Below are 22,747 nucleotides of genomic sequence, written 5' to 3' on the forward strand. Positions count from 1 at the left end.
AGCCGTCGAGGGAACCAGCCGGAGCGGGCTCCCTCGACGGCGGGAGGTTCCCTCGGCGGGAGGGGCGAGGGTCAGTCGGCGGGGGCCTGCACGCGCTGGCCGACCACGGCCGAGACTCCGTCCTGCCGCATCGAGACGCCGTAGAGGGCGTCGGCGATCTCCATCGTGCGCTTCTGGTGCGTGATCACGATCAGCTGGCTCGAGGTGCGGAGGTCCTGGAAGATCGTCAGCAGGCGGCCGAGGTTCGCGTCGTCCAGCGCCGCCTCGACCTCGTCCATGATGTAGAACGGGCTCGGCCGCGACTTGAAGATCGCGACCATGAAGGCCACTGCGGCGAGCGAGCGCTCGCCTCCCGAGAGCAGCGAGAGCCGCTCGATCTTCTTGCCCGCGGGTCGCACCGCGACCTCGATGCCCGTGGTGAGCAGATCGTCGGGGTCCGTCAGGCGGATGCTGCCCGTTCCTCCGGGGAACAGCACGGGGAACACGTCGGCGAAGGCGGCCCGCGTGTCGTCGAACGCTGACGCGAAGACCGTCTGCATCGTCTCGTCGAGCTCCTCGATGATGAGGAGCAGGTCGCGACGGGTGTTCGTGAGGTCGGTCAGCTGCTCGGTGAGGAAGACGTGGCGCTGCTCGAGCGCCGCGAACTCCTCGAGCGCGAGCGGGTTCACCCGCCCGAGCTGGGCGAGCTGCTTCTCGGCCTTCTCGAGTCGGCGGCGCTGCTCGTCCCGCGCGTACGGGCGCGCAGGCGCGTCCTCCTCCTCGCCCGGCACGCCCACCTCCGGCCCGTACTCGGCGACGAGCACGTCCTCGACCAGTCCCAGCTCGGATCCGGCCCGCTCGAGCAGCCCCGAGAGCTGCAGGCGCTTCTCGTAGATCTGCAGCTCGAGCCCGTGGACGCTCTCGGTGACCGACTGCAGTCGCTCGCGCAGAGCGGACTCCTGGCGGCGGAGCCCCTGCAGCTCCTCGTTCTGCTGCGATCGGGCGGCCTCGGCGTGCACGAGCTCGGCGCGGGCCTGCTGCACCGATCGGTCGACGGAGGCGAGGACCGCCGGGATCGCGCGGGTCACGTCGGCCGCGGCCTCGTGCTGACGACGGCGGATCACGGCGCGGCGGGCGGCCTCGTCGGCGGCGGCGCGATCGGCGGCGAGCTGTCGGGCGAGCGCCTCGCCGCGGGACTGCTCGGCGCGCACGCGCTCCTTCGCGGTCTCGACTCCGAGCCTCGCCTCGATCTCGCGCTCCCGGGCCGAATCGACACCCTGCTGCAGGGCGTCGCGTCCGCTCACGTCGAGGATCGGGCGGGGGCGCGAGCGCGCGGTGTCGAGCTCGCTCCTAGCCTTCTGCGCGGCGCGCTCGGCGTCGCCGACCCGGTCGGACGCGATCGCGAGCGCCTTCTCGCCGCGGCCGAGCTCGGCGACGGCCGACTCGTGCTGCGCACGGACGCGGCCGAGGCGCTCCGTGTGCGCGGCGCGAGCGGAGTCGTGCTCGCGCAGAGCGGCGAGGGCGAGGCGCGACTGCTCCTTTGCGCCCTTGAGGGCCCCGGTCTGCTCGGCGAGGTCGAAGCGGAGCCGGTCGATCCGGCCCACGATCTCCTCGAGTGCGGCATCGGCCGCGTCGCGCTCCGAGACGAGTTCGAGACGGCTGCGCTGACCGCCCGCTCCACCGCTCAGGACGAAGTCCGAGACGGTGGCGCCGTCGCGGGTGACGACGGTGACAGGATGCTCCCGACCGGCCAGTCCGGGCCAGATCCGGCGGGCCGTGGCGAGATCGTCGACGACGACGACCTGCTCGAGCAGGGCGAGGACGGCGGGCGGGCCGGTGACGAGATCGCGGGCCCGCGTCGCTCCGTCGGGCACGGCGAGATCCAGCGGCGCCCGCGAGGACGCCGCCACGAGCAGCTCGACCCGGCCGAGGTCGCGGCGGACCGCCTCGTCCAGCGCCGCCTCGGCGTGCGCCGCCTCGTCCGCGAGGACCGCGTCGGCGAGGGTGCCGAGCGCGGCGGCCACGGCGGCCTCGTAGCCGGGTCGCACCTGGATCCGCTCGGCGACGCGCCCGTCGACTCCGTCGAGCCGCGCGGCGAGGAGCTCGGACGAGCCGTCCGAGACGTCGAGCGCGAGGGACAGGGCGCTCGTGCGGGCGGCGAGCCCGTCGCGCTCGCGCTCGAGTGCGTGCAGCTCCTCGCGAAGTCGCTCGATCTCGCCCTCCGCCTCGAACACGGCCGACTGCGCGAGCTCGTAGCTCTCGTCGAGGGCGCCGTCGGTGCCGCCGCCCGCCTCGCCGATCTCGTCCTCGAGCGCGTCGAGCTGGCGCTCCGCGGCGTCACGGCGCTGCACGGCGGAGTCGAGGGTGTTCTGCGCGCGGAGCACCTCGCCGCGGACGGCGGCGAGCCGGGAGGCCGCCGAGTCGGCCTGCCCGCTGAGCTGGGAGATCTCGAGGTCGTGCCGGGAGACGAGCGCGGACTGCGCGGCGATCTCGTCGTCGAGGGCGTCGAGCGCCTGCCGGGCGCGGACGGTGTCCTTCTGCGAGGCGGCCCAGGCCTCCTCCGCGTCGAGCACGGCCCGCCGGAGCCGCTCGAGCTCGTCGTGCGCCTCCTGGAGGAGCTGCGGCGTCACGCGCGGCTGCACCTGCGGCTGCTCCGACTCCGCTTCGAGCAGGGCGAGCCGCTGGCCCGCGAGCGCGGCGAGATTGCGCAGCCGCTCCTGCACCGACTCGAGCTCGAACGTGGTGCGGCGGGCATCGTCGACGGCGTCGCCCACCATCTCGGACTCGATCCGCGCCATCCGCAGCGTCGCCTGCTCGAGCTTCTCCTGCAGCACGATGCGCTCGCCGTGCCGCTCGCTCTCGGAGCGCGCGAAGCCGTCGAGGGCCGTCCGCAGGGTGACGACGTCGTCGGCGAGCAGGCGAGCACGGGCGTCGCGCACCACCGCGGCGATGGTCTGCGCCTGACGGGCGACCTCGGCCTGGCGCCCGAGCGGCTTGAGCTGTCGGCGGATCTCGCCGGCGAGGTCGGAGAGACGCGTGAGATTGGTCTGCATCGCCTCGAGCTTGCGGAGCGTCTTCTCCTTCCGACGGCGGTGCTTGAGGATCCCCGCGGCCTCCTCGATGAAGCCGCGGCGCTCCTCCGGAGTCGCGTGCAGCACGGCATCGAGCTGGCCCTGCCCCACGATGACGTGCATCTCGCGCCCGAGACCGGAGTCGCTCAGCAGCTCCTGCACGTCGAGCAGCCGGCAGGAGCGCCCATTGATCGCGTACTCGCTGCCGCCGTTGCGGAAGAGCGTCCGGGTGATCGTGACCTCGGTGTACTCGATCGGCAGCGCGCCGTCGGTGTTGTCGATCGTGAGGGCGACCTCGGCGCGGCCGAGCGGACCGCGGGTCGAGGTGCCCGCGAAGATCACGTCCTCCATCTTGCCGCCGCGGAGGGTCTTCGCCCCCTGCTCCCCCATCACCCAGGCGAGCGCGTCGACGACGTTGCTCTTGCCCGAGCCGTTGGGGCCGACGACGCAGGTGACCCCCGGCTCGAAGGCGAACGTGGTCGGCTGAGCGAAGGACTTGAACCCCTTGAGGGTCAGGCTCTTCAGATGCACCCGCCGGCCTCGCTCCTGTCGAAAAACGCTCCCCACGGTACTGGACGAGTGCCGCCGATCCGCGGAGGCGGGCTCTCCGCGCCCCGCGGCGTGCACACTGGAGCGGTGACTCCTCCGCTCCCCTCATCCCCGACGCTGCCGGTCGAACCGGGCCCGCCGCTCACCGCCGCGGAGCAGGAGCGCTTCGCGCGGCAGATCCGGCTCTCCGCACTGGGCGAGCTCGGCCAGCGCCGCCTCCGGAACGCCCGCGTGCTGGTGCTGGGAGCGGGCGGCATCGGATCGCCGGTGATCACGGCGCTCGCCGCGGCCGGCATCGGCCGGCTCGGCGTCGTCGACGCGGACGTGGTCGAGCCCTCGAACCTGGCGCGGCAGACCGCGCACGACGACTCCTCCGTCGGGCTCTCGAAGGCGGAGTCGGCCGTCGCGACCGCGCGCCGCCTCTCCCCCGGGATCGACGCCCGCGCCTTCCCCGTCTCTTTCACCGCCGCGAACGCCGACGCTCTCGTCGCCGGCTGGGACGTGGTCGTGGACGGCTTCGACACCTTCGGCTCGCGCTACCTCGCCTCGGACGCGACCACCCGCGCAGGCGTGCCGCACGTCTGGGGCTCGGCGCTGGGCTTCGACGGGCAGCTCTCGACCTTCTGGTCGCGGGCGCCGGGCGGAGGCGTGACGCTGCGCGCGCTGCACCCCGAGGCCGAGGACGCGGCCGACAGCTGCGCGAGCGTCGGCGTGCTCGGCTCCCTGTGCGCCGCGATCGGATCCGCCATGGCGAGCGAGGTCGTCAAGCTCGTGACCGGCGTCGGCGCTCCGCTCGTCGGCCGCATCGTCGTGCACGACGCCCTCGACGGATCCTGGACCGAGCTGCCGCTGGAGCGTCGGGTGCCCGAGGTGCCTGCCCCTGCGGCGGTCGCGGGAGCCGTGACCGCCCCGGAGCTGCGCGCGCGGCTCGCGGGCGGCGCACCGCTCACCGTGGTCGACCTGCGCGAGGACTCCGAGGACCGCTCGATCGCGGTGCCCGGCGCCGTGCGGCTGCCGATGTCGCGCTTCGATCCGGCGGACCTGCCGGCCGGACCGCTCGTCCTCTACTGCGCGTCCGGGGTGCGGTCGCGGATCGCGGCCGACCGGGCGGCAGCCGCCGGGATCAGCGCCGACTCGCTCGTGGGCGGGGCGGCGGCGCTGCGGAGCTGACCGCTCAGCCTCCGGCGAACGGCGGCAGCACGTCGACCGCTGCGCTCGCGGGCAGGGCGGTCGCCCGATCCGTCGTCGACACCCCGTCGACGAGATAGGTGCACCGGCCGAGGACCGCGGCGGCGGACGGAGTCGCCGTGACCAGCCGCGACTCGAGAGCGGCGAGATCGGGGACGCCGTCGAACTCGTCGGACGCGCGCCCGAGAGCGGCCTTCGCCGCGGCGAAGTAGCGGACCCGCACGCTCATCCGCCGATCGCGCTCATCGTGCGCTCGGGCTGCACGAACCCGACGCGGTTCATCTCGTGCCCGGCGGGCTTCGCCCACATCGCGCCGCGCCAGAGCTGGGCGACGTGGTGGTCGTCGACACCGGAGCGCATCGGGCCGAGCAGATCGGTCTCCTCGTTCGAGAAGAGGCAGCTCCGGACGCCGCCCTCGGCCGTCAAGCGTGTGCGGCGGCAGTCGCCGCAGAACGGCTCGGTGACGGAGGCGATGATGCCCACCTGCCCGAGCAGCGGTCCGCCCTCGCGGGCGTGCACGTCGAACAGCTCGGCGGGGGCGCCGTCGCGGGGCGCGGGGTGGGGGCTCAGGGCGAAGCGCTCCGAGAGCAGCTCGCGGATGCGCTCGGCCGTGATCATGGTCGCGCGGTCCCAGCCGTGGTCGGCGTCGAGCGCCATCTGCTCGATGAAGCGGAGCTGGTGCCCTCCGGCGAGCGCCCACGCGAGCAGCTCGGGCGCCTCGAGGTCGTTGATGCCCGGGAGCAGCACGGCGTTGATCTTCGTCTGCTTCAGGCCCGCGGGCGCCAGGGCGTCGATGCCGGCGAGAACGCGGTCGAGGAACGGGCGGCGGGTGACCTTCGCGAACGTCTCGGCGCAGATCGAGTCGAGCGAGACGTTGACCCGGTCGAGCCCGGCCTCGGCGAGCGCCGCCGCCCGGCCCGACAGGCCGATCGCGTTCGTGGTGAGCGAGATCTCGGGTCGGGGCTCCAGCGCCGCGACTCCGCGGATGATGTCGACGAGGTCCTTGCGCAGCAGCGGCTCCCCTCCGGTGAACCGGATCTGCCGGACGCCGAACTGCTCGACGGCGATGCGGGCGAGCCGCACGATCTCGTCGCGGGTGAGGAGGGCCGCCGGGGGCTGGAAGGGCAGCCCCTCCGCCGGCATGCAGTAGGTGCAGCGCAGGTTGCAGCGGTCGGTCAGCGAGATGCGGAGGTCGTCGGCCGCGCGTCCGTAGGTGTCGACGAGGAGCGGGGTCTCGGGTCGGTCGGCCGGGAGTTCGGCGCCCCGGGGACGGGGGCGGACGCCGGGCATCCCGAGTACTGTGCTCATCCGCTCAGACTACGCGCCGGATCCGTGTGCGACCCGGCAAGATAGGAGTCCTGCCCGCCGCTCGCGGGACGCCCGCCGGAGAGGACCCGATGACCTCGATCGACATCCACGCCGCCCGGGTGCGGGCGCTGCTGGCGCCGCTCGCGACGCGCGGGGCACGCGAGACGCTCGCGCTCGATCCGGGCGCCGTGGCCGCCGACCTCGGCGCGTACGATCGCCGGGTGCTGGCGCGCACCGTGCACTCGCCGCTGGACCTGCCCCGCTTCGACAACTCGCAGATGGACGGGTACGCCGTGCGTGCGTCCGATCTCGCTGCAGCCTCCGCCGAGCGTCCCGTCGTCCTTCCGGTAGCCGCGCCCGTCCCCGCGGGCGACAGCGCACCCCGTCACTCCCCCGGCACCGCGGTTCCGATCATGACGGGCTCGCCGCTGCCCGCGGGCGCCGATGCCGTCGTGCCGATCGAGCGGGTCGACCCGCCGCGGTTCCCGGACGCGGCCGACGAGGCGCGGGTCGCGTTCGCGAGCCCCGTCACTCCCACCACCTTCGTGCGCGCCCGGGGCAGCGACGCACAGGCGGGTGCGGTCGCGCTGCCGGCCGGCACCGTCCTGCGCGCCGCCCACTACGGGCTGCTGGCCTCGCTCGGTCTCGTCGAGGTCGAGGTGCTGCCGCGGATCCGCGTGCTGATCGTGCCGACCGGCAACGAGATCCGCCCAGCCGGCAGCGACCTCGAGGACGCGCAGATCTACGACGCGAACGGCGCGCTGCTGGCCGAGGCGGTCCGCGAGGCGGGCGGGGTGCCCGTCGTGGCCCCCTGCACGAGCGACCGGGCCGAGGACCTGCTGGCGATCCTCCGCTCGCGCGCCGGCGACGTCGAGCTGGCGATCACGATCGGCGGAGTGAGCGCCGGAGCGTACGAGGTGGTGCGCGACGCGCTGGGTCCGGCCGGTTCCGAGTTCGGCCACGTCGCGATGCAGCCGGGCGGCCCGCAGGGGCTCGGCCTGGTCGCGGTGGCCCCCGACGTGCACCTGCCGATCGTGTCGCTGCCGGGCAACCCCGTCAGCGCCCTGGTCTCGTTCGAGGTGTTCCTGCGCCCCGTGCTCCGCTCGCTCGCCGGACGGCTGCCGGCCGAGCGGCCGCGGATCCGCGCGCGACTCGGCACGGCGCTCGACTCGCCCGCCCACCTGCACCAGATCCGGCGGGGGCTCCTCGACGACGAGGGCCTCGTGCACCCGGTGGGAGGCCCGAGCTCGCACCTGCTCGCGTCCTACGCGCGCTCGAACGTCCTCATCCACGTCCCGGTCGGGACCGAGCACGCAGCGACCGGCGACACGGTCGAGATCTGGAGGATCGATGAGTGAGAGCCTGACCCACGTCCGCGGCGACGGGGCCGTGCACATGGTCGACGTCGGCGCGAAGGAGGTCACCTCGCGCACGGCCGTCGCCGAAGGCGTCGTCATCACCACCCCCGAGGTGGTGCGGCTGCTCGCGCAGGGCGAGCTGCCCAAGGGCGAGGCCCTCGGCGTCGCGCGCATCGCCGGCATCATGGGCGCGAAGGCGACCGCCACCCTCATCCCGCTCTGCCACCCGCTGGCGCTGGACGGGGTCGACATCGACCTCGAGACGCTCGAGGACCGGGTGCGGATCGAGGCGCGCGTGCGCACGAGCGGGCGCACGGGGGTCGAGATGGAAGCGCTCACCGCCGTCAGCGTCGCGGCGCTCACCGTCTACGACATGATCAAGGCCGTCGACCGCGGAGCCGTCATCAGCGGCATCCGCGTGCTCGCGAAGGACGGCGGCAGGAGCGGCTCGTGGAGCAGGGAGTGAGCCGGCGCGCGGTCGCGGTCGTGGCCTCCACGCGCGCCGCGTCCGGCGTGTACGAGGACCGCACCGGACCGGCGCTGCTCGCGTGGTTCGAGAGCCGCGGCTGGAGCGGCGACGTGGTCGTCGTGGGCGACGGCGACGCGGTGGGCGAGGCGATCGGCGACGCGCTCTCCTCCGGGATCGACGTCGTGGTCACGACAGGCGGCACCGGCGTCGCACCGAGCGACGTCACTCCGGAGCAGACCGCGCCGCTGCTGGAGCGCACGCTGCCCGGTCTCGCCGAGGCGATCCGTGCGCGGGGCGCGGCGAAGGTGCCGACGGCGGTCCTCAGCCGCGGCACCGCAGGAGTCTCGGGTCGCAGCGTCGTGGTGAACCTCCCCGGCTCGCCCGGAGGCGTGCGCGACGGCATCGACGTGCTCGATCCCGTGATCGGCCACCTCCTGGACCAGCTGGGCGGAGGCGACCATGTCCGCTGATCCCGTCGCCCTCGTGCGCATCTCGAGCGAGCCGATCACCGTCGACGAGTGCGAGGACGCCGTCGACTCCCCCGCGCACGGTGCCGTCGTCACCTTCGCAGGGGTCGTGCGCGACCACGACGAGGGCCGCGGAGTGGTGCGACTGGGGTACGAGGCGCACCCGGACGCGTCCGCCGCGCTCGCCGCCTCCGCCCGGCGCATCGTCGAGCGCTTCCCCGAGGTCCGCGTCGCCGCGGTGCACCGGGTGGGCGATCTGGTGGTCGGCGACCTCGCTCTGGCCTGCGCGGTCGCCTCCCCGCACCGTGCAGCCGCCTTCGAGGCCTGCGCGGCCCTGGTCGACGACATCAAGGCGTCGGTGCCCATCTGGAAGGAGCAGTCCTTCGTCGACGGCACGTCGGAGTGGGTCGCCTCGCTGGGCTGAGCGGGTTGGCGGATCCGCCAGGGTCGCCGACGGGCGATCGGCGGACAGCCCGGCACGGGAAACACCGGTGTCACATGCGTGCTGTTCACTGGAGGAGCGCGCATCCGGCGGGCACCAGCGGGAGGCGGAGCATGGACCTCAGCACGATCCAGCGCGTCCGCGTCGTGCGCGAGCGCTCCGATCTGGCCGCCATGGGTCCGCGGACGGCGGTCATCGGAGGCGGCTCCTGGGTCTTCTCCCTCCCTCACGACCACCTCGACGAGCTGCTCGACCTGCAGGGCTTCGGCTGGGAGCCCGTCCGCGAGAGCGGCGACGGCCTCTCGATCGCCGCCACCTGCACCTTCGCCGAGCTGGCCGCGATGCCCGACACGGGTCGCGCCGCGCACCGCCTGTTCTTCCAGTGCTGCACGGCGCTGCTGGGATCGTTCAAGATCTGGAACGTCGCGACCGTCGGCGGCAACATCGCGAACGCGCTGCCGGCCGGCCCGATGACCAGCCTCGCGGCCGCGCTCGACGCCCGGGCGCTGGTGTGGCGGGCGGACGGCTCGGACGACCTCGTGCCCGTCGCCGAGCTCGTCACAGGGAACACGACGACCCTGCTCGGCCACGGCGACGTGATCCGCTCGATCGAGTTCCCCGCGCACGCCCTCGACGCCCGCACGGCGTACCGCAAGATCGCGCTGTCACCGCTCGGCCGCTCCGGCGCGGTCGTCATCGGCAGGCTCGATCGCGACGCCTCGTTCGTCCTCGCCGTCACGGCGGCGACGATCCGGCCGGAGGTGCTGAGGTTCGCCTCGCCGCCCTCGGCCGCCGAGCTCGCCGCCGCCGTCGACGCGATCGGCACCTGGTTCACCGATCCGCACGGCGCCGCGGACTGGCGGCACGCGGTGGTCGGCGTCCTCGCGGAGGAGATCCGGATCGAGCTCGACGGAGGCGTGGCATGAGGTTCACCGTGAACGGGCAGGCCGTCGACGCGGATCCGCGCCCCGGCCAGGTCCTGCGAACTCTGCTGCGCGACCACGAGCACTTCGAGGTGAAGAAGGGCTGCGACGCGGGCGACTGCGGGGCGTGCTCGGTGCTCGTCGACGGCACGCCGTTCCACTCCTGCCTCTACCCCGCGCACCGCGTCGAAGGGCGCTCGGTCACGACCGCCGCGGGTCTCGGGACCCCGGAGCAGCCGAGCCCGGTGCAGCAGGCGTTCGTCGACTCAGGAGCGTTCCAGTGCGGCTTCTGCACGGCCGGCATGGTCGTCACGGCGACCGCGATCGAGGGCGCCGACCCCGTCGACGTGCCTCACCTGATGAAGGGCAACCTCTGCCGGTGCACGGGCTACCGCGCGATCGGCGAGGCCATCGCCTCCTGCGATCACGAGCACCCGAGCGGCCTCACGCCCGTGCGCCGCACCGGGCGCACCACTGCGGAGGAGTCGAGGGTCGGCCGCTCGCTCGGCGCTCCCGCCGGCCGCCGCATCGTCGCCGGGCAGGAGCCGTACACCCTCGACGTCGCGGTGCCCGGCGTCCTGCACCTCAAGGTGCTGCAGAGCCCGCACGCCCACGCGCGGATCGTCTCGATGGACACGCGGGCGGCGCGCGAGCTGCCCGGCGTCGTGGCCGTGCTCACCGCGGACGACGTGCCCGACGTCCTCTACTCCACCGCCCGGCACGAGTCGCGACTCGACGACCCCGACGACACCCGGATGCTCGACACCGTGGTCCGCTTCCGCGGGCAGCGCGTCGCCGTGGTCGTGGCCGAGTCCGTCGCGCAGGCCGAGATCGCCTGCCGCGCCATCGAGGTGGAGTACGAGGTGCTGCCGGCCGTCTTCGATCCCGAGGAGGCCCGCGCGCCCGGAGCGCCCCTCCTGCACGGCGAGAAGGACCCGATCGCGTCGCGCATCGCGAAGCCGGAGTCGAACGTCGTCGCCGAGCTCCACGGCGAGCACGGCGACGTCGAGGCGGGCTTCGCCGAGGCCGACGTCGTGGTGGGCGGGCGCTGGAGCACGTCCCGCGTCGCGCACACGGCGCTCGAGACGCACGGCACGATCGGCTGGCTCGAGGGCGACGAGCTGGTGCTGCGGACGTCGACCCAGGTGCCGTTCCTGGTGCGCGACGAGATCGCGCGGCTGTTCGACCGCGAACCGGCGAGCGTGCGCGTGTTCACCGCCCGCGTCGGCGGAGGCTTCGGCGGCAAGCAGGAGATCCTGACCGAGGACGTGGTCGCCCTCGCGGTCCTCGCGACCGGGCGCCCGGTGCAGTTCGAGTTCACCCGGTCGGACGAGTTCACGATGGCTCCCTGCCGCCACCCGATGCGGGTGGACGTGCGCCTCGGCGCCCGCCGCGACGGCTCGCTCACCGCGATGAGCGTGGACGTGCTCTCGGACACCGGCGCTTACGGCAACCACGGACCCGGAGTGATGTTCCACGGCACGTCGGAGTCCGTCGCCGTCTACAATGCGCCGAGCAAGCGCGTGGACGCGCAGGCGGTCTACACGAACAACCTGCCGTCCGGCGCCTTCCGCGGCTACGGCCTGGGCCAGGTGATCTTCGGCATCGAGTCGGCGATGGACGAGCTCGCGCGCGAGCTCGGCATCGACCCGTTCGAGCTGCGGCGGATCAACGCGGTGCGCCCCGGCGACCCGCTCGTCGTCACGCACGTCGAGGGCGACGACATCGGCTTCGCCTCGTACGGGCTCGACCAGTGCCTGGATCTCACCGAGCAGGCGCTCGCGCGGGGGAACGGGATCGTCGCGCCGTCGGGACCCGACTGGCGGACCGGCGAGGGCATGGCGGTCGCGATGATCGCCACGATCCCTCCGCGGGGGCACTTCTCGGAGGCGACCGTCACGGTCGACGCCGAGGGGATGCTGACGATCGGAGTCGGCACGGCCGAGTTCGGCAACGGCACCACGACTGTGCACACGCAGCTCGTGGCGAGCGCGTTCGGAGCGTCGGCCGACCGGGTGCGGATCCACCAGTCCGACACGGCGGCCGCCCGGTACGACACGGGCGCGTTCGGCAGCGCCGGCACGGTGGTGGCGGGCAAGGCCGTGTACTCGGCGGCCGTCAGGCTGCTCGCCGACCTGCGCTCGCTGGCCAAGCGCCTGACCGGTCACGACGACTTCGAGCCCGACGACTCCGGACTCGTCGCGCCCGACGGCACGCGGGTGGGCTTCGACGATCTGGTGCGCGCCGCCGGTGGCCCGATCACGGCGACGGGCACCGAGGACGGGGCGAAGCGCTCGCTCGCCTTCAACGTGCACGGCTTCCGGGTCGCCGTGCACGTGCCGACCGGCGAGGTGCGGATCCTGCAGTCGGTGCAGTCGGCCGACGCGGGCTACGTGCTGAACCCGGACCAGTGCCGCGGCCAGGTCGAGGGGGGAACGGCGCAGGCGATCGGCTCGGCGCTGTACGAGGAGGTGCTCCTCGACGGCGCGGGCACCGTCACGACCGCGATCCTGCGGAACTACCACATCCCGCAGATGGCGGACGTGCCGGTAACCGAGGTCCACTTCGCCGACACCGCCGACGAGCTCGGGCCGTTCGGGGCGAAGTCGATGAGCGAGGCGCCGTACAACCCGGTGGCCCCGGCGCTCGCGAACGCGGTGCGCGACGCGGTCGGCGTGCGGCCGTACGCACTGCCGGTGTCGCGCGACCGCGTGTGGCGGATGCTGCACCCGGACGCGGCGCCGATCCGCACGGTCGACGCGGAGGCGCCGCAGGGCTGACCTCTCCCCTTGTGGCCGTCACGATGGTGGCGGTGCACCACTCCTGACCATCGTCGAGCGCGGGATCTCCAGGCAGGAGACGCCGGGGACGTCGGGGTGCCCGGACGGGCCTCGGAAGTGAGGCTCCGTGGCGCGACCGCGCGATTGTCGCTCCGATCACCGCACTCAGCCTCAGTTCTGCAGGCCGAGCGGTCCGCAACCGAGGTCAGGAGCTGCTCGGACGGCTCCAACGGATCCCGTGAGCCCTCCTGACCTCGGTTGCGGACAGGACGACGGGTCAGACCGGAGGCTGTCCCGCGCGGGAGGACCCGACGGCGGCAAACCGCGGGTCGAGTAGCCCCGGACAGGCGTACCGAGACCCGCACATACCGATCTCGATGCGCCCGTGACGCGGGCAGCTCGACCAGCAGGGAGGGCCTCAGACGCGCGAGGCGAGCTCCGCGCTCGCGCGGGCGACCTCGCGGGCGATCGCGTCCTCGTCCGCATTCACGAGGCGCCCCGCCGAGACCGTCGGGCGGCCGTTCACCAGCAGCAGCGTCAGCGGCGGCTGCGAGCCGAGCGCGAGGGCGGCGACCGGGTCCGCGATGCCCGCGTGCTCGATCCCGTCGACCCGCCACAGCGCCAGATCGGCGAGCTTGCCGACCTCGATCGAGCCGATCTCGTCCTGCCGGCCGAGCACGCGCGCGCCTCCGATCGTCGCGACGGAGAGCGCCTGGCGGGCGCTCATCCGATCCGCCCCGGCGCGCAGCCGGTTCATCAGCACGGCCTCACGGATCTCGATGCCGAGCTGACCCGACTCGTTGGACGCGGCACCGTCGACGCCGAGCCCCACCGGCACCCCCGCTGCCAGCAGCTGCGACACCGGCGCGATCCCCGCTGCGAGCCGGCCGTTCGAGGACGGGCAGTGCGCGACTCCGGTGCCGGTCGCCGCGAACTTCGCGATCGCGTCGTCGTCGAGGTGCACGCAGTGCGCCATCCACACGTCGTCGCCGAGCCAGCCGAGCGACTCGAGGTAGTCGGTGGGAGACATGCCGAAGGCCTCACGCGTGTACGCGTCCTCCTCGATCGTCTCGGAGCCGTGGGTGTGCAGCCGCACGCCCAGCTGCCGCGCCAGGACCGCGGACTCGCGGAGCAGATCCGGGGTCACCGAGAAGGGTGAGCAGGGGGCGATGGCGACGCGCACCATCGACTCGAAGGAGGCGTCGTGGTAGCGCTCGACGGCCGCCCCGCTCGCCTCGAGGGCCGCCGCGGTCGTCTCCACGGCGAAGTCCGGCGGCAGCCCGCCCTGGGACTCGCCGAGATCCATCGAGCCGCGGGTCGCGTGCAGCCGCACCCCGAGGGTGGAGGCCGCATCGACGATGCCGCCGACGATGTCGCCGGAGCCCCGCGGGAAGACGTAGTGGTGGTCGCCGACGGTCGTGCAGCCGGAGCGGGCGAGCACTCCCATCGCGCCGAGCGAGGCGGAGCGCGTGAGGTCGGCGTCGATCCGCGACCACGCCGGGTAGAGCGCCACCAGCCAGTCGAAGAGGATCGAGTCCTGCGCCCAGCCGCGGGTCAGCCACTGGTAGAGGTGATGGTGGGTGTTGATCAGACCGGGGGTGAGCAGGTGGCCGCGGCCGTCGACGCGGGTGATCGAGACGGGCTCCGCGGCGGGGAGCCCGGTCGGGGCGCGGCCCTCGGTCGCCCACGCGGGCGCCTCCCCCGCTCCGACGGCGACGATGCGCGAGCCGTCGACGACGACGTGACCGCTGGGGTGCTCGGTGCCGAGCGCGTCGACGGTCGCGACGTGGGCTCCGGTGATGATGTGGCGCTGCATCCCCCGAGCATGGCAGCGGAGTGTTTCCGAGCGGTAAAAACGGCCGACGGCCAGCGACTACTGCCCGAACGCTCGCTCAGAGTGGATAGTCGCAATTCGCATCTGATTCACACTCACCCATTCAGCCAACCAAGTATTCGAGGCTGCATACACGAGACCGAGGATGTCCTCAGTCTCAATCTCGAGCAGAACTACGGGCTTCCCTTGTCGGCGCGAGGCTCGCATGGCAACTGTTCGCGAGTCCGTCAAATGAACATACTGACGCCGGCCTTTGGTGAGACCCGACTGCGCCTCGAAGATCGAGGCAAGATTCTCGACTGGGGTCGCGTGATAGAGCTTCCCGGCTGGAGTTCGCTTCTCATAAATGATGCCAGTTGCGACAGAATGTCCATAAGAAGCACGAATATCTAAATCATCCAACTCGAAGCGAGATTCACCCAGAGCGCCAGCGATCTGCATCAACTGCCTCGGTGAAACTGCATGCCCATCGGCCCTTAGAAGGTCAGTAAGATCTTCCACATGAATCCAGCCATCTCTCGACAGTGGCGCTAATGGGTCATGGCGAAGGCGGTAGGACATTGCCCTGCTAATTCGGCGGCGGTCTGCAACATCAAGCACACTATTCGACTTCCCGCTCGCTACACCCGTCATCTCAGCCCACGCTTGACTTAGTATTGCGCTTAGCTCAGCGACAACCCGAAAATCACTCCTACTTAAGGCGTCGAGGCACTTTCCCGCCCACTCTTTGGTCGCGACGGTTGCATCACTGCTGAAGATCAAGCGCACAAACCTTGCAACAGCCGAAAGTTCGTACGTCACAAATGCCGAATCGTGGTCCACGGGCACCACACATCCAAGCGACTCAAGCTGGTTCAAATAGCCGGAGAAGATTTGTCGACGCGAACTCCAGTCGTCCGGCTCAAAAACGGGGTGGTCCTCGATCAGCTGCGCGAGTTCGTACCCTAGTGGTCGATAACCGGTTGCTTCGAGGTCAACCGCGACAACTCGGCCGTCAGCTTCAACAAGCCAATTCTGCGCGTGAGCATCCCTTCGTTCATAGCAGGGGTACGAGGCAATCGCGTCCCACCAGCGAGTGAAGAAGTCCGCGCGAACATCGTCGTTTAGTAGCTTACGCAGCCACCAACCGAATTCCTTAGTCCACAGCACTTTCCGCACGCCAGTGATTGCTTGATCAGAGGGCATTCCATGAATGTAAGCTAGGAAACGGCTCGCCTTATTCAGCAACTCGATTTGACTGGCGCGCTCCTCGGTGTCGAGTTGCGCTGAAAGCGTCAGCCCATTCCTATAGCGACGAACTGAGACTACTTGCCCCACTGCTACTTCACTCATTCGCGCCATCGTCGCGTCGAGAGTGGTGACAGTCTCCGTAACCGCGAAGGAATCCTCGACACCCAATTCAGCGATCCACGCAGCCAGCCGTGCCGTTCGTGTTGCGTCCCTCTCGTGCGCAAGTTCGTTCATGATCTTAAATACGAAGATCCGACCGTCAGCTCGATCTGAATCCATAAGCGAAGCTACGCCCCCGCTGCGGCCACCAAGTGTAACGCGCGCAAGATCATGACTTAGAATCGCCGACCGGGCCGCAATCTCATACAAGGCAACAAAATCTCCATTCCGCACCGCAAACGACAATTCCGCGTCAATATCGAGCAACGCGCCGGTCAACGCTCGATTTTTCTCTATTTCCTGAGCTAAAACAGTGAGTTTAGTGGCGGCGTGCCCGACATCCTCCGTTTGTGCAGTTAAGTATATGATTGCTTCCCGGCGAAGCCGAGAAGTCTTAAGAGGATTGTCCTCCAGTTGAGCCAGAACTAGCTGGTCTTCGGCGAGTGAAAGCTTGACCCGACTTCCCATCAGCGGAGCTTGGCGGCCTGCGCCTAACCTCAGGCGATTCGCCTGCTCGAGGTACGGCTTCGCGGTCGCGGCGTCAGTCCGATCATCGTTCGCGATGGAAGAGAGCAAGTCCGCGCACACATCACGAGCGACAAACGAAGCACCATCATTACTCGCGAGCACAGCATCGACAATCTTGATCCCGTGCCGGTAAAGAGCTCCTGGGAGTAGACCATTCCTGCCGCGCACGCTGAATGGAAAGCGAATGGATCTTACTTCAAGCTTACTGTGATGTTCACTGACGTCATCCGCGAGACCCCGGAGTAGAGATTCGAGCATCGTGGCACGGAGACGATCCTCCGGCCGAGGACTGTCGAACCGCTGCGCCTTAGCTACTGCCGCCTGTGCGTTTTTGACGCAAGCGTCGGCAACGCTATTTGCGCTCGTCTCCTGCGTCAGCCGCAACCAAATATCAGCGACATTCAAATACCAACTAGTGGCAGTTTTCTCGGGCAGGAACGCTACTTCAGTCGCATCCCTAGCATTTATCTTTCCAATGGCGCGGTGGAGCCAACTCACGTCGCCGTAGAAATCATAGATCCAGGTGCAGCCTTCGATGTAGTAGACCAAAGCATTTTTGCTTCCCTTCTCATGAGCACTCAAGAGGGCTTCGCAAGACCGGATGAGATCTTGCCTAGAGGGCGTTGAGAAGCGGGCTGCAAGGATTCCGGTCATTCCGAGCCTAGATGCAAAAGAACGATTGGTCTCGAGGCCGTTCATCTGGTCGTAGCTCACAACGTACTCTAGGTACATTCGAGCGAACGTGAGGACGCGCGCGAAGAGCGTCCTTCTCTGGGAGGTCGCGTCGAATGCCGCATCAAAAGCAGCGAGCGCAGTACGCTCCCGAGCTTTATTGATAACGGTCGCAGCACTAATCGATAGCGATCTCATATAGGGAGCTGCCTCACCCATGCGGCGCGAGAGGTGCTCTTCGTGGACAAGGCGTCCAACGAGCGGTATTGGTGGGTCCTGCGCCTGAAGGTCTTTCACAAGAGAAGCAAGCTTGTGACCCGTTATGTTCACATCGAGCCAGTCGGCAACGCACTCCGAACCTGACGTGGATGCCCACTCCCGAATTGAACCGCCAATGTCGACACCTAGGCGCTCGGCCAGTCTTTCAATTTCGGGAAAGTTCTCGTTGAAGGCAGCTTCTAAGCTGCGGATCAATTGTCGATTGTGCGACTGCTCAATGCGGGAAGCTATATCAAGCGGAGAAGGCGTCATCGCAGGCTTTCCAGATCCGTAGCTGATCGAGTGGCGACCACAGGCGGCGCCCCCGTGGCGTAGTTTGACACCAGATTAGCGAAGGAGCAATCGGGTCACTGCTGAAATCAGAGAAACTACTTATATGCTTGTTGCGTGGATGGGTCCCGCACCGCCGCGCAGCGGCGCTCCCGAGGCGCCCGCCCGCACGGCGAGCACCTCCGCGAGGATCGACACCGCGGTCTCCTCGGGCGTGGACGCTCCGATGTCGAGTCCGATCGGCGAGTGCAGCCGCGCGAGCGCCTCCGGGGTCGTCCCCGCCTCGCGGAGCAGCGTCAGCCGCCGCTCGTGCGTGCGCCGCGAGCCCATCGCCCCGACGTAGGCGACCGGGAGGGTGAGCGCGAGCTCGAGCAGCGGGACGTCGAACTTCTCGTCGTGCGTGAGCACGGCGAGCACCGTCCGCTCGTCGACCGCCGTCCGGGCGAGGTAGTCCGACGGCCACTCGACGACGACCTCGTCGGCCCCCGGGAAGCGCTCGGCCGTGGCGAACACGGGACGGGCATCGCACACGGTCACGCGGTAGCCCAGCAGGGCTCCGGCGGCGCAGAGGGCGGCCGAGAAGTCGACCGCGCCGAAGACGATCAGGCGCGGCTTCTCGGCGCTCACGACGAACGCGACCTCGAGCTCCACGCCCTGGCAGTCGATCTCGGTCGTCGCCGAGCGTCCCGAGCGCAGCCTCGACTCGCGCTCGGCGAGGATCCGCCGCAGGGTGTCGTCGTCGAGGGAGGGGCCGACGACGTCCTGGGCGCGCGTCGCGCCGGTCAGCACCAGGCCGACCAGCTCCTCGGGACCGCCGACGATCATCGCGAGCCCGGCGGGACGTCCGGCGCGCACCGCGCGCAGCTCCGCCAGGACGGCTCCCGATCCTGCGTCGACCGCGTGGCCGAAGACGCGCAGCTGTCCGCCGCAGGAGAGGCCGGCCGAGAAGGCCGCCTCGTCGTCGAAGCCGAAGTGGTCGGCCGCCGCGGCGCCCGTGCCGAGCACGTCCTGCGCGAGAGCGTAGGCCTGCGCCTCGACGCAGCCGCCCGAGATCGAGCCGATCGCCGCTCCGCCCGCGTCGACCGCCATCGACGAGCCGAGAGCCCGGGGCGCCGAGCCGAAGACGTGCGTGACGGTCACGACCGCGACCCGCTCGCCCGCCTCGACGCGCTGCAGGATCGGGACGGCGAGCTCGAGCATGGCGGCCTCCTCGGGCAACGGGTGGGAGGCGGCGCTGCCGGGGCGCGGGGTCGGCCGGGAGGGCTCGTCCGCACGAAACATGCCGAGTATAGGGTCGATCCATGCCTTCGGACTCCCCCTCCCTCGACCTCGTGATCCGCTCCACCGCCGTCCTCACGGAGCACGGGTTCCAACCCGCCAGCGTGGCCGTGGCCGAGGGCCTGATCGTCGCGGTCAGCGCGATCGACGCACCGTGGGAGGCGCGCGAGGTGGTCGACCTGCCCGATGGCCAGGTGCTGATCCCGGGCGTCGTCGACACGCACGTGCACGTGAACGAGCCCGGCCGCACGGAGTGGGAGGGCTTCGCGTCCGCCACTCGCGCCGCCGCTGCCGGAGGCGTCACGACGCTCCTGGACATGCCGCTCAACTCGATCCCGCCCACGACCACGGTCGCCGGGCTGGAGGCCAAGCGCGCCGCCGCGGGCCCGCAGGCCCTGGTCGACGTGGGCTTCTGGGGCGGAGCGGTCCCCGGCAATCTCGGCACGCTCCGCGAGCTGCACGACGCCGGGGTGTTCGGCTTCAAGTGCTTCCTCTCGCCCAGCGGGGTGGACGAGTTCCCGCACCTCTCGACCGATCAGCTCTTCGAGGCGATGCACGAGATCGCCGCCTTCGACGGCCTGCTGATCGTGCACGCTGAGGACCCGGACGAGCTCGACGCGCACACGAACGCGGGCGGCACCTCCTACGACGCGTTCGTGGCCTCGCGCCCCGACGCCTCCGAGAGCAGCGCGATCCTGCACGTGATCGAGGCGGTCCGCGAGACCGGCGGGCGTGCGCACATCCTGCACCTCTCCTCCGCGAAGGCCCTGCCACTGCTGCGCGAGGCGAAGGCGGAGGGGCTGCGCATCACCGCCGAGACCTGCCCGCACTACCTCACGTTCGACGCCGAGACGATCCCCGACGGCGGCACGCAGTACAAGTGCTGCCCTCCGATCCGCGACGAGCACAACCGCGAACTGCTCTGGAAGGGCCTTCTCGACGGCACGATCGACATCATCGCGTCGGACCACTCCCCCGCCACCAAGGAGCTGAAGTTCGCGCACGACGGCGACTTCGGCCTCGCCTGGGGCGGCATCTCGGGGCTCGAGCTCAGCTTCCGCGCCGTGTGGACCGGGGCCCGCGAGCGCGGGATCCCGCTCGAGCAGGTCGTCGCCTGGATGTCGACCGGGACCGCCGCCTTCGCCGGGCTCGGGCAGAAGGGCCTGCTGCGGGCGGGCGCCGACGCCGACCTCGTCGCGTTCGATCCGGAGGCGCAGTCGCACGTCGACGTCGAGGCCCTCGCGCACAAGAACAAGGTGTCCGCCTACGACGGCCGCGCGATCCGCGGCGCGGTGACGGGCACCTGGGTCGGCGGGCGCCGGGTCGACGCGAGCACCGCCGCTCCCGTCGGGCGTCTGCTCGAGCGCCTCTGAGCGTCGTGTTCCGGCCGCGTTTCGGGCGTGTGAACAGGAGCGGGTCCGGCACCGGATCCGGACGGATCGCACAAGACTGGAGCCCGACGAGCGCCCGATGCTGAGCGCTCGGACGAAGCGGCGCGGCGACGCGGAGCGGCATCCTGGCAGACGGGCACCCGCCGCCGCCCATCCCGAACGCGAACAGGAGCGGACATGTCGATCATCCTCGGAGACCACCAGTACGGGAAGGCCGAGAACCGCGTCGTCCGGATCTACCGCGACACCCCGCGCCACGAGATCCACGACGTCACCGTCTCGACCGCGCTGCGCGGCGACTTCGAGGCCGCGCACCTCGAGGGCGACCAGTCCGCGGTGCTGCCGACCGACACGCAGAAGCAGACCGCCTACTCCTTCGCGAAGGAGAAGGGGCTGCGCTCGATCGAGGCGTACGGCCTCGAGCTCGCCCGCCACTTCGTCGACGGCTACGCGCCGGTGCACGGCGCGCGGGTCGAGATCGAGGAGTTCGCGTGGGAGCGCGTCCTCGTCGACGGCCGGGAGCACGATCACACCTGGGTCCGCAAGGGTCAGGAGGTGCGCACCGCGTCCGTCTCCGTCGAGGGCACCGGCGAGGCGCAGCAGATCTGGGTCACCGGCGGCTTCAAGGACCTGACGATCCTGAAGTCGACGGGCTCCGAGTTCCACGGCTTCCTCACCGACCCGTACACCGTCCTGCAGCCGACCAACGACCGCGTCATGGCGACCTCGCTGGTCGCGAAGTGGCGGTTCGCGCTCACTCCCGAGGAGCTCGGCTCGCTCGACTGGGAGACCCTCTACGCCGGGGTGAAGGCTCTGATGATCAGCCGCTTCGCGACCGTGCACTCCCTCGCCCTGCAGCAGACGCTCTTCGAGATGGGCAAGGCGGTGCTGGAGGAGTTCCCGCAGATCGTCGAGGTGCGTCTCTCCGCCCCCAACAAGCACCACTTCCTCTACGACCTGTCGCCGTTCGGCGTCGCGAACGACGGCGAGGTGTTCCACGCCGCCGACCGGCCCTACGGGCTCATCCAGGCGAGCGTGGTCCGCGACGACGCACCGGACGCCGGCCCCGCCTGGTACGCCTACACGGGTTTGGTGTGACCACCGTCCACCGCGGGCACCTCCTGCACATCGCGGGCCGTCCGACGCTCGAGCAGGCCCGCGAGGCCCTCGTCTCGGTGCCGGACGGCGCGCTGGTCGTGGACGACTCCGGCGTCATCGTCTGGACCGGCCGCTTCGCCGATCTGCCGGACTCCCACCGCGGCGCCGGCGTCACGGGCGACTCCTCCGCGATCCTCGTGCCCGGCTTCGTCGACGCGCACGTCCACTTCCCGCAGACCTACTCGATCGACGGCTTCGGCGGCGGCCAGCTGCTCGAGTGGCTCGACGGCACGATCTTCCCGGCGGAGGCGCGTCTCGCTGACGAGGAGTTCGCGGCGCGGATCGCCCGCGACTTCACCCGCCGCCGCATCGCGGCCGGCACGACCGCGGCGATGGTCTTCGGATCGGCGTTCCCGCACGCGCAGGACGCCCTGTTCGAGCGGACCCGCGCGACGGGCCTGCGCCTGGTCTCCGGGCGCGGTGTGCAGACCGTCGGGCCCGCCTCCGCCGCACCCCTGCTCACGGGCGAGACCGAGGCGGTCGACCTCGTCGCCGCCGAGATCGAGCGCTGGCACGCGGTCGACACCGGCGACTCCGCCACCGCTCTGCTGCAGGTCGCGATCGTTCCGCGCTTCTCGCTCTCGGTCACTCCGACGACCCTGGGGGCCCTCGGCGACCTCTACGACGACGTGCGCGGCCGCGGCGTCTACGTGCACAGCCACCTGAACGAGAACGACCGCCCCGGCGACGGCGAGATCGCCGCGGTGCTCGGCTCGTACGGCACGCGCAGCTACCTCGACACGTACGACGGGCTCTTCCTCCCCGGCTCCGCGCGCGGCGGCTCGTCGCTGCTGGGCCGGCGCACGATCCTCGCGCACGCGGTGCACTGCCAGGACGCGGAGCTGCACCGCCTCGCCGAGACCGGCACGTCGATCGCGCACTGCCCCACGTCGCAGCAGTTCCTCGGCTCGGGCACGATGCCGTGGCGGCGCACGGTGGCGAGCGGAGTGACGGTGGCCCTCGGGAGCGACGTCGGCGCCGGCGACGAATGGCTGCTGTCGCGCGTCGCGAACGACGCCTTCAAGGTGCACCTGTCGGAGCCCGGCGAGGCGTCGGTCGCGCTGCACCCTGCGGAGATGCTGTTCTCGGCGACCCTCGCGGGAGCCCGCGCACTCGACATGGAGGAGCGGTTCGGCAACTTCGATCGCGGCAAGGACGCCGACTTCCTCCGCATCGAGCCCTCGCGCTGGGAGCCTCTGGCCGACGTGCTCGAGCGCGGGATCCGGGCCGACGACGAGGCCACCGCCACCGCCCAGTTGCTCTTCGCGCTGCTGATGGGGCTGCGCGAGCCGGCGATCGCGGCCGTGCACGTGCGGGGCCGCGAGGTGCTCGCTCCGGAGTAGGCCCGGGTGCGATCTGCAGGAGCGCGCACGATCTGCAGGAGCGCGCACGATCTGCAGGAGCGCGCACGATC

At 70.9% G+C, this 22,747-nt stretch carries 16 protein-coding genes; 10 read left to right on the forward strand and 6 right to left on the reverse strand.

What is annotated here, in order from left to right; genetic code table 11:
* Positions 1 to 71: 71 nt before the first annotated feature.
* Positions 72 to 3,581: a chromosome segregation protein SMC gene (gene smc, locus IOC53_RS00115; RefSeq protein WP_207402366.1), complete on the reverse strand. Its 3,510-nt coding sequence runs from the start codon at positions 3,579 to 3,581 to the stop codon at positions 72 to 74.
* 105 nt (positions 3,582 to 3,686) lie between these two features.
* Between smc and IOC53_RS00120 the strand changes: the two genes are divergently transcribed.
* The gene (locus IOC53_RS00120; RefSeq protein WP_307785993.1) at positions 3,687 to 4,769 is read left to right on the forward strand and encodes a ThiF family adenylyltransferase; all 1,083 of its coding nucleotides are present in this window, start codon (positions 3,687 to 3,689) and stop codon (positions 4,767 to 4,769) included.
* Positions 4,770 to 4,773: 4 nt separating this feature from the next.
* On the opposite strand, the gene IOC53_RS00125 is transcribed toward IOC53_RS00120, so the two are convergent.
* Together IOC53_RS00125 and moaA are read right to left on the reverse strand one after the other, a co-directional pair.
* Positions 4,774 to 5,016, reverse strand: coding sequence for a MoaD/ThiS family protein (locus tag IOC53_RS00125; protein WP_207402368.1), 243 nt, complete (start codon positions 5,014 to 5,016; stop codon positions 4,774 to 4,776).
* Positions 5,013 to 6,095 (reverse strand): GTP 3',8-cyclase MoaA, encoded by a 1,083-nt coding sequence (gene moaA / locus IOC53_RS00130; protein WP_207402369.1) that lies wholly within the window; start codon positions 6,093 to 6,095, stop codon positions 5,013 to 5,015. Before moaA ends, IOC53_RS00125 begins: the two co-directional genes overlap by 4 nt.
* An 89-nt stretch (positions 6,096 to 6,184) precedes the next feature.
* On the opposite strand from moaA, the gene glp reads away from it, so the two are divergent.
* The 6 genes from glp to IOC53_RS00160 all read left to right on the forward strand — a co-directional run bounded on the left by glp (position 6,185) and on the right by IOC53_RS00160 (position 12,534).
* Positions 6,185 to 7,453 (forward strand): gephyrin-like molybdotransferase Glp, encoded by a 1,269-nt coding sequence (gene glp / locus IOC53_RS00135; protein WP_207402370.1) that lies wholly within the window; start codon positions 6,185 to 6,187, stop codon positions 7,451 to 7,453.
* Positions 7,446 to 7,919, forward strand: coding sequence for a cyclic pyranopterin monophosphate synthase MoaC (gene moaC, locus IOC53_RS00140; protein ID WP_207402371.1), 474 nt, complete (start codon positions 7,446 to 7,448; stop codon positions 7,917 to 7,919). The genes glp and moaC overlap by 8 nt, the downstream gene beginning before the upstream one ends.
* Positions 7,904 to 8,392, forward strand: a complete 489-nt coding sequence (locus tag IOC53_RS00145; protein WP_307785994.1) for a molybdenum cofactor synthesis domain-containing protein — start codon at positions 7,904 to 7,906, stop codon at positions 8,390 to 8,392. The genes moaC and IOC53_RS00145 overlap by 16 nt, the downstream gene beginning before the upstream one ends.
* Complete coding sequence (locus tag IOC53_RS00150; protein WP_207402372.1) at positions 8,382 to 8,813, forward strand: molybdenum cofactor biosynthesis protein MoaE; 432 nt, start codon at positions 8,382 to 8,384, stop codon at positions 8,811 to 8,813. The genes IOC53_RS00145 and IOC53_RS00150 overlap by 11 nt, the downstream gene beginning before the upstream one ends.
* A gap of 131 nt (positions 8,814 to 8,944) precedes the next feature.
* On the forward strand, positions 8,945 to 9,757 hold the full coding sequence (locus IOC53_RS00155; protein WP_207402373.1) for an FAD binding domain-containing protein: 813 nt from the start codon (positions 8,945 to 8,947) through the stop codon (positions 9,755 to 9,757).
* Complete coding sequence (locus tag IOC53_RS00160; protein WP_207402374.1) at positions 9,754 to 12,534, forward strand: molybdopterin cofactor-binding domain-containing protein; 2,781 nt, start codon at positions 9,754 to 9,756, stop codon at positions 12,532 to 12,534. Before IOC53_RS00155 ends, IOC53_RS00160 begins: the two co-directional genes overlap by 4 nt.
* Before the next feature lie 418 nt (positions 12,535 to 12,952).
* Here the strand turns inward: IOC53_RS00160 and IOC53_RS00165 are convergent, their stop codons facing one another.
* From IOC53_RS00165 to IOC53_RS00175, 3 genes are all read right to left on the reverse strand, one after another.
* Positions 12,953 to 14,350 carry an 8-oxoguanine deaminase gene (locus IOC53_RS00165; protein WP_207402375.1) on the reverse strand — a complete coding sequence of 466 codons (1,398 nt, stop codon included), beginning with the start codon at positions 14,348 to 14,350 and terminating at the stop codon, positions 12,953 to 12,955.
* A 57-nt stretch (positions 14,351 to 14,407) separates the two neighbouring features.
* Positions 14,408 to 17,431, reverse strand: a complete 3,024-nt coding sequence (locus tag IOC53_RS00170) for an RNA 2'-phosphotransferase (protein WP_207402376.1) — start codon at positions 17,429 to 17,431, stop codon at positions 14,408 to 14,410.
* Positions 17,432 to 17,608: 177 nt separating this feature from the next.
* On the reverse strand, positions 17,609 to 18,706 hold the full coding sequence (locus IOC53_RS00175; protein ID WP_207402377.1) for an XdhC family protein: 1,098 nt from the start codon (positions 18,704 to 18,706) through the stop codon (positions 17,609 to 17,611).
* A 101-nt stretch (positions 18,707 to 18,807) separates the two neighbouring features.
* Between IOC53_RS00175 and allB the strand changes: the two genes are divergently transcribed.
* The 3 genes from allB to IOC53_RS00190 all read left to right on the forward strand — a co-directional run bounded on the left by allB (position 18,808) and on the right by IOC53_RS00190 (position 22,676).
* Positions 18,808 to 20,157, forward strand: a complete 1,350-nt coding sequence (gene allB, locus IOC53_RS00180; RefSeq protein ID WP_207402378.1) for an allantoinase AllB — start codon at positions 18,808 to 18,810, stop codon at positions 20,155 to 20,157.
* Positions 20,158 to 20,352: 195 nt separating this feature from the next.
* Positions 20,353 to 21,273, forward strand: a complete 921-nt coding sequence (gene pucL, locus IOC53_RS00185) for a factor-independent urate hydroxylase (protein WP_207402379.1) — start codon at positions 20,353 to 20,355, stop codon at positions 21,271 to 21,273.
* Positions 21,270 to 22,676, forward strand: a complete 1,407-nt coding sequence (locus IOC53_RS00190; protein WP_307785995.1) for an amidohydrolase family protein — start codon at positions 21,270 to 21,272, stop codon at positions 22,674 to 22,676. The genes pucL and IOC53_RS00190 overlap by 4 nt, the downstream gene beginning before the upstream one ends.
* Positions 22,677 to 22,747: the final 71 nt, after the last annotated feature.

This window comes from Rathayibacter sp. SD072, assembly GCF_017355185.1.
Taxonomy (GTDB): domain Bacteria; phylum Actinomycetota; class Actinomycetes; order Actinomycetales; family Microbacteriaceae; genus Rathayibacter.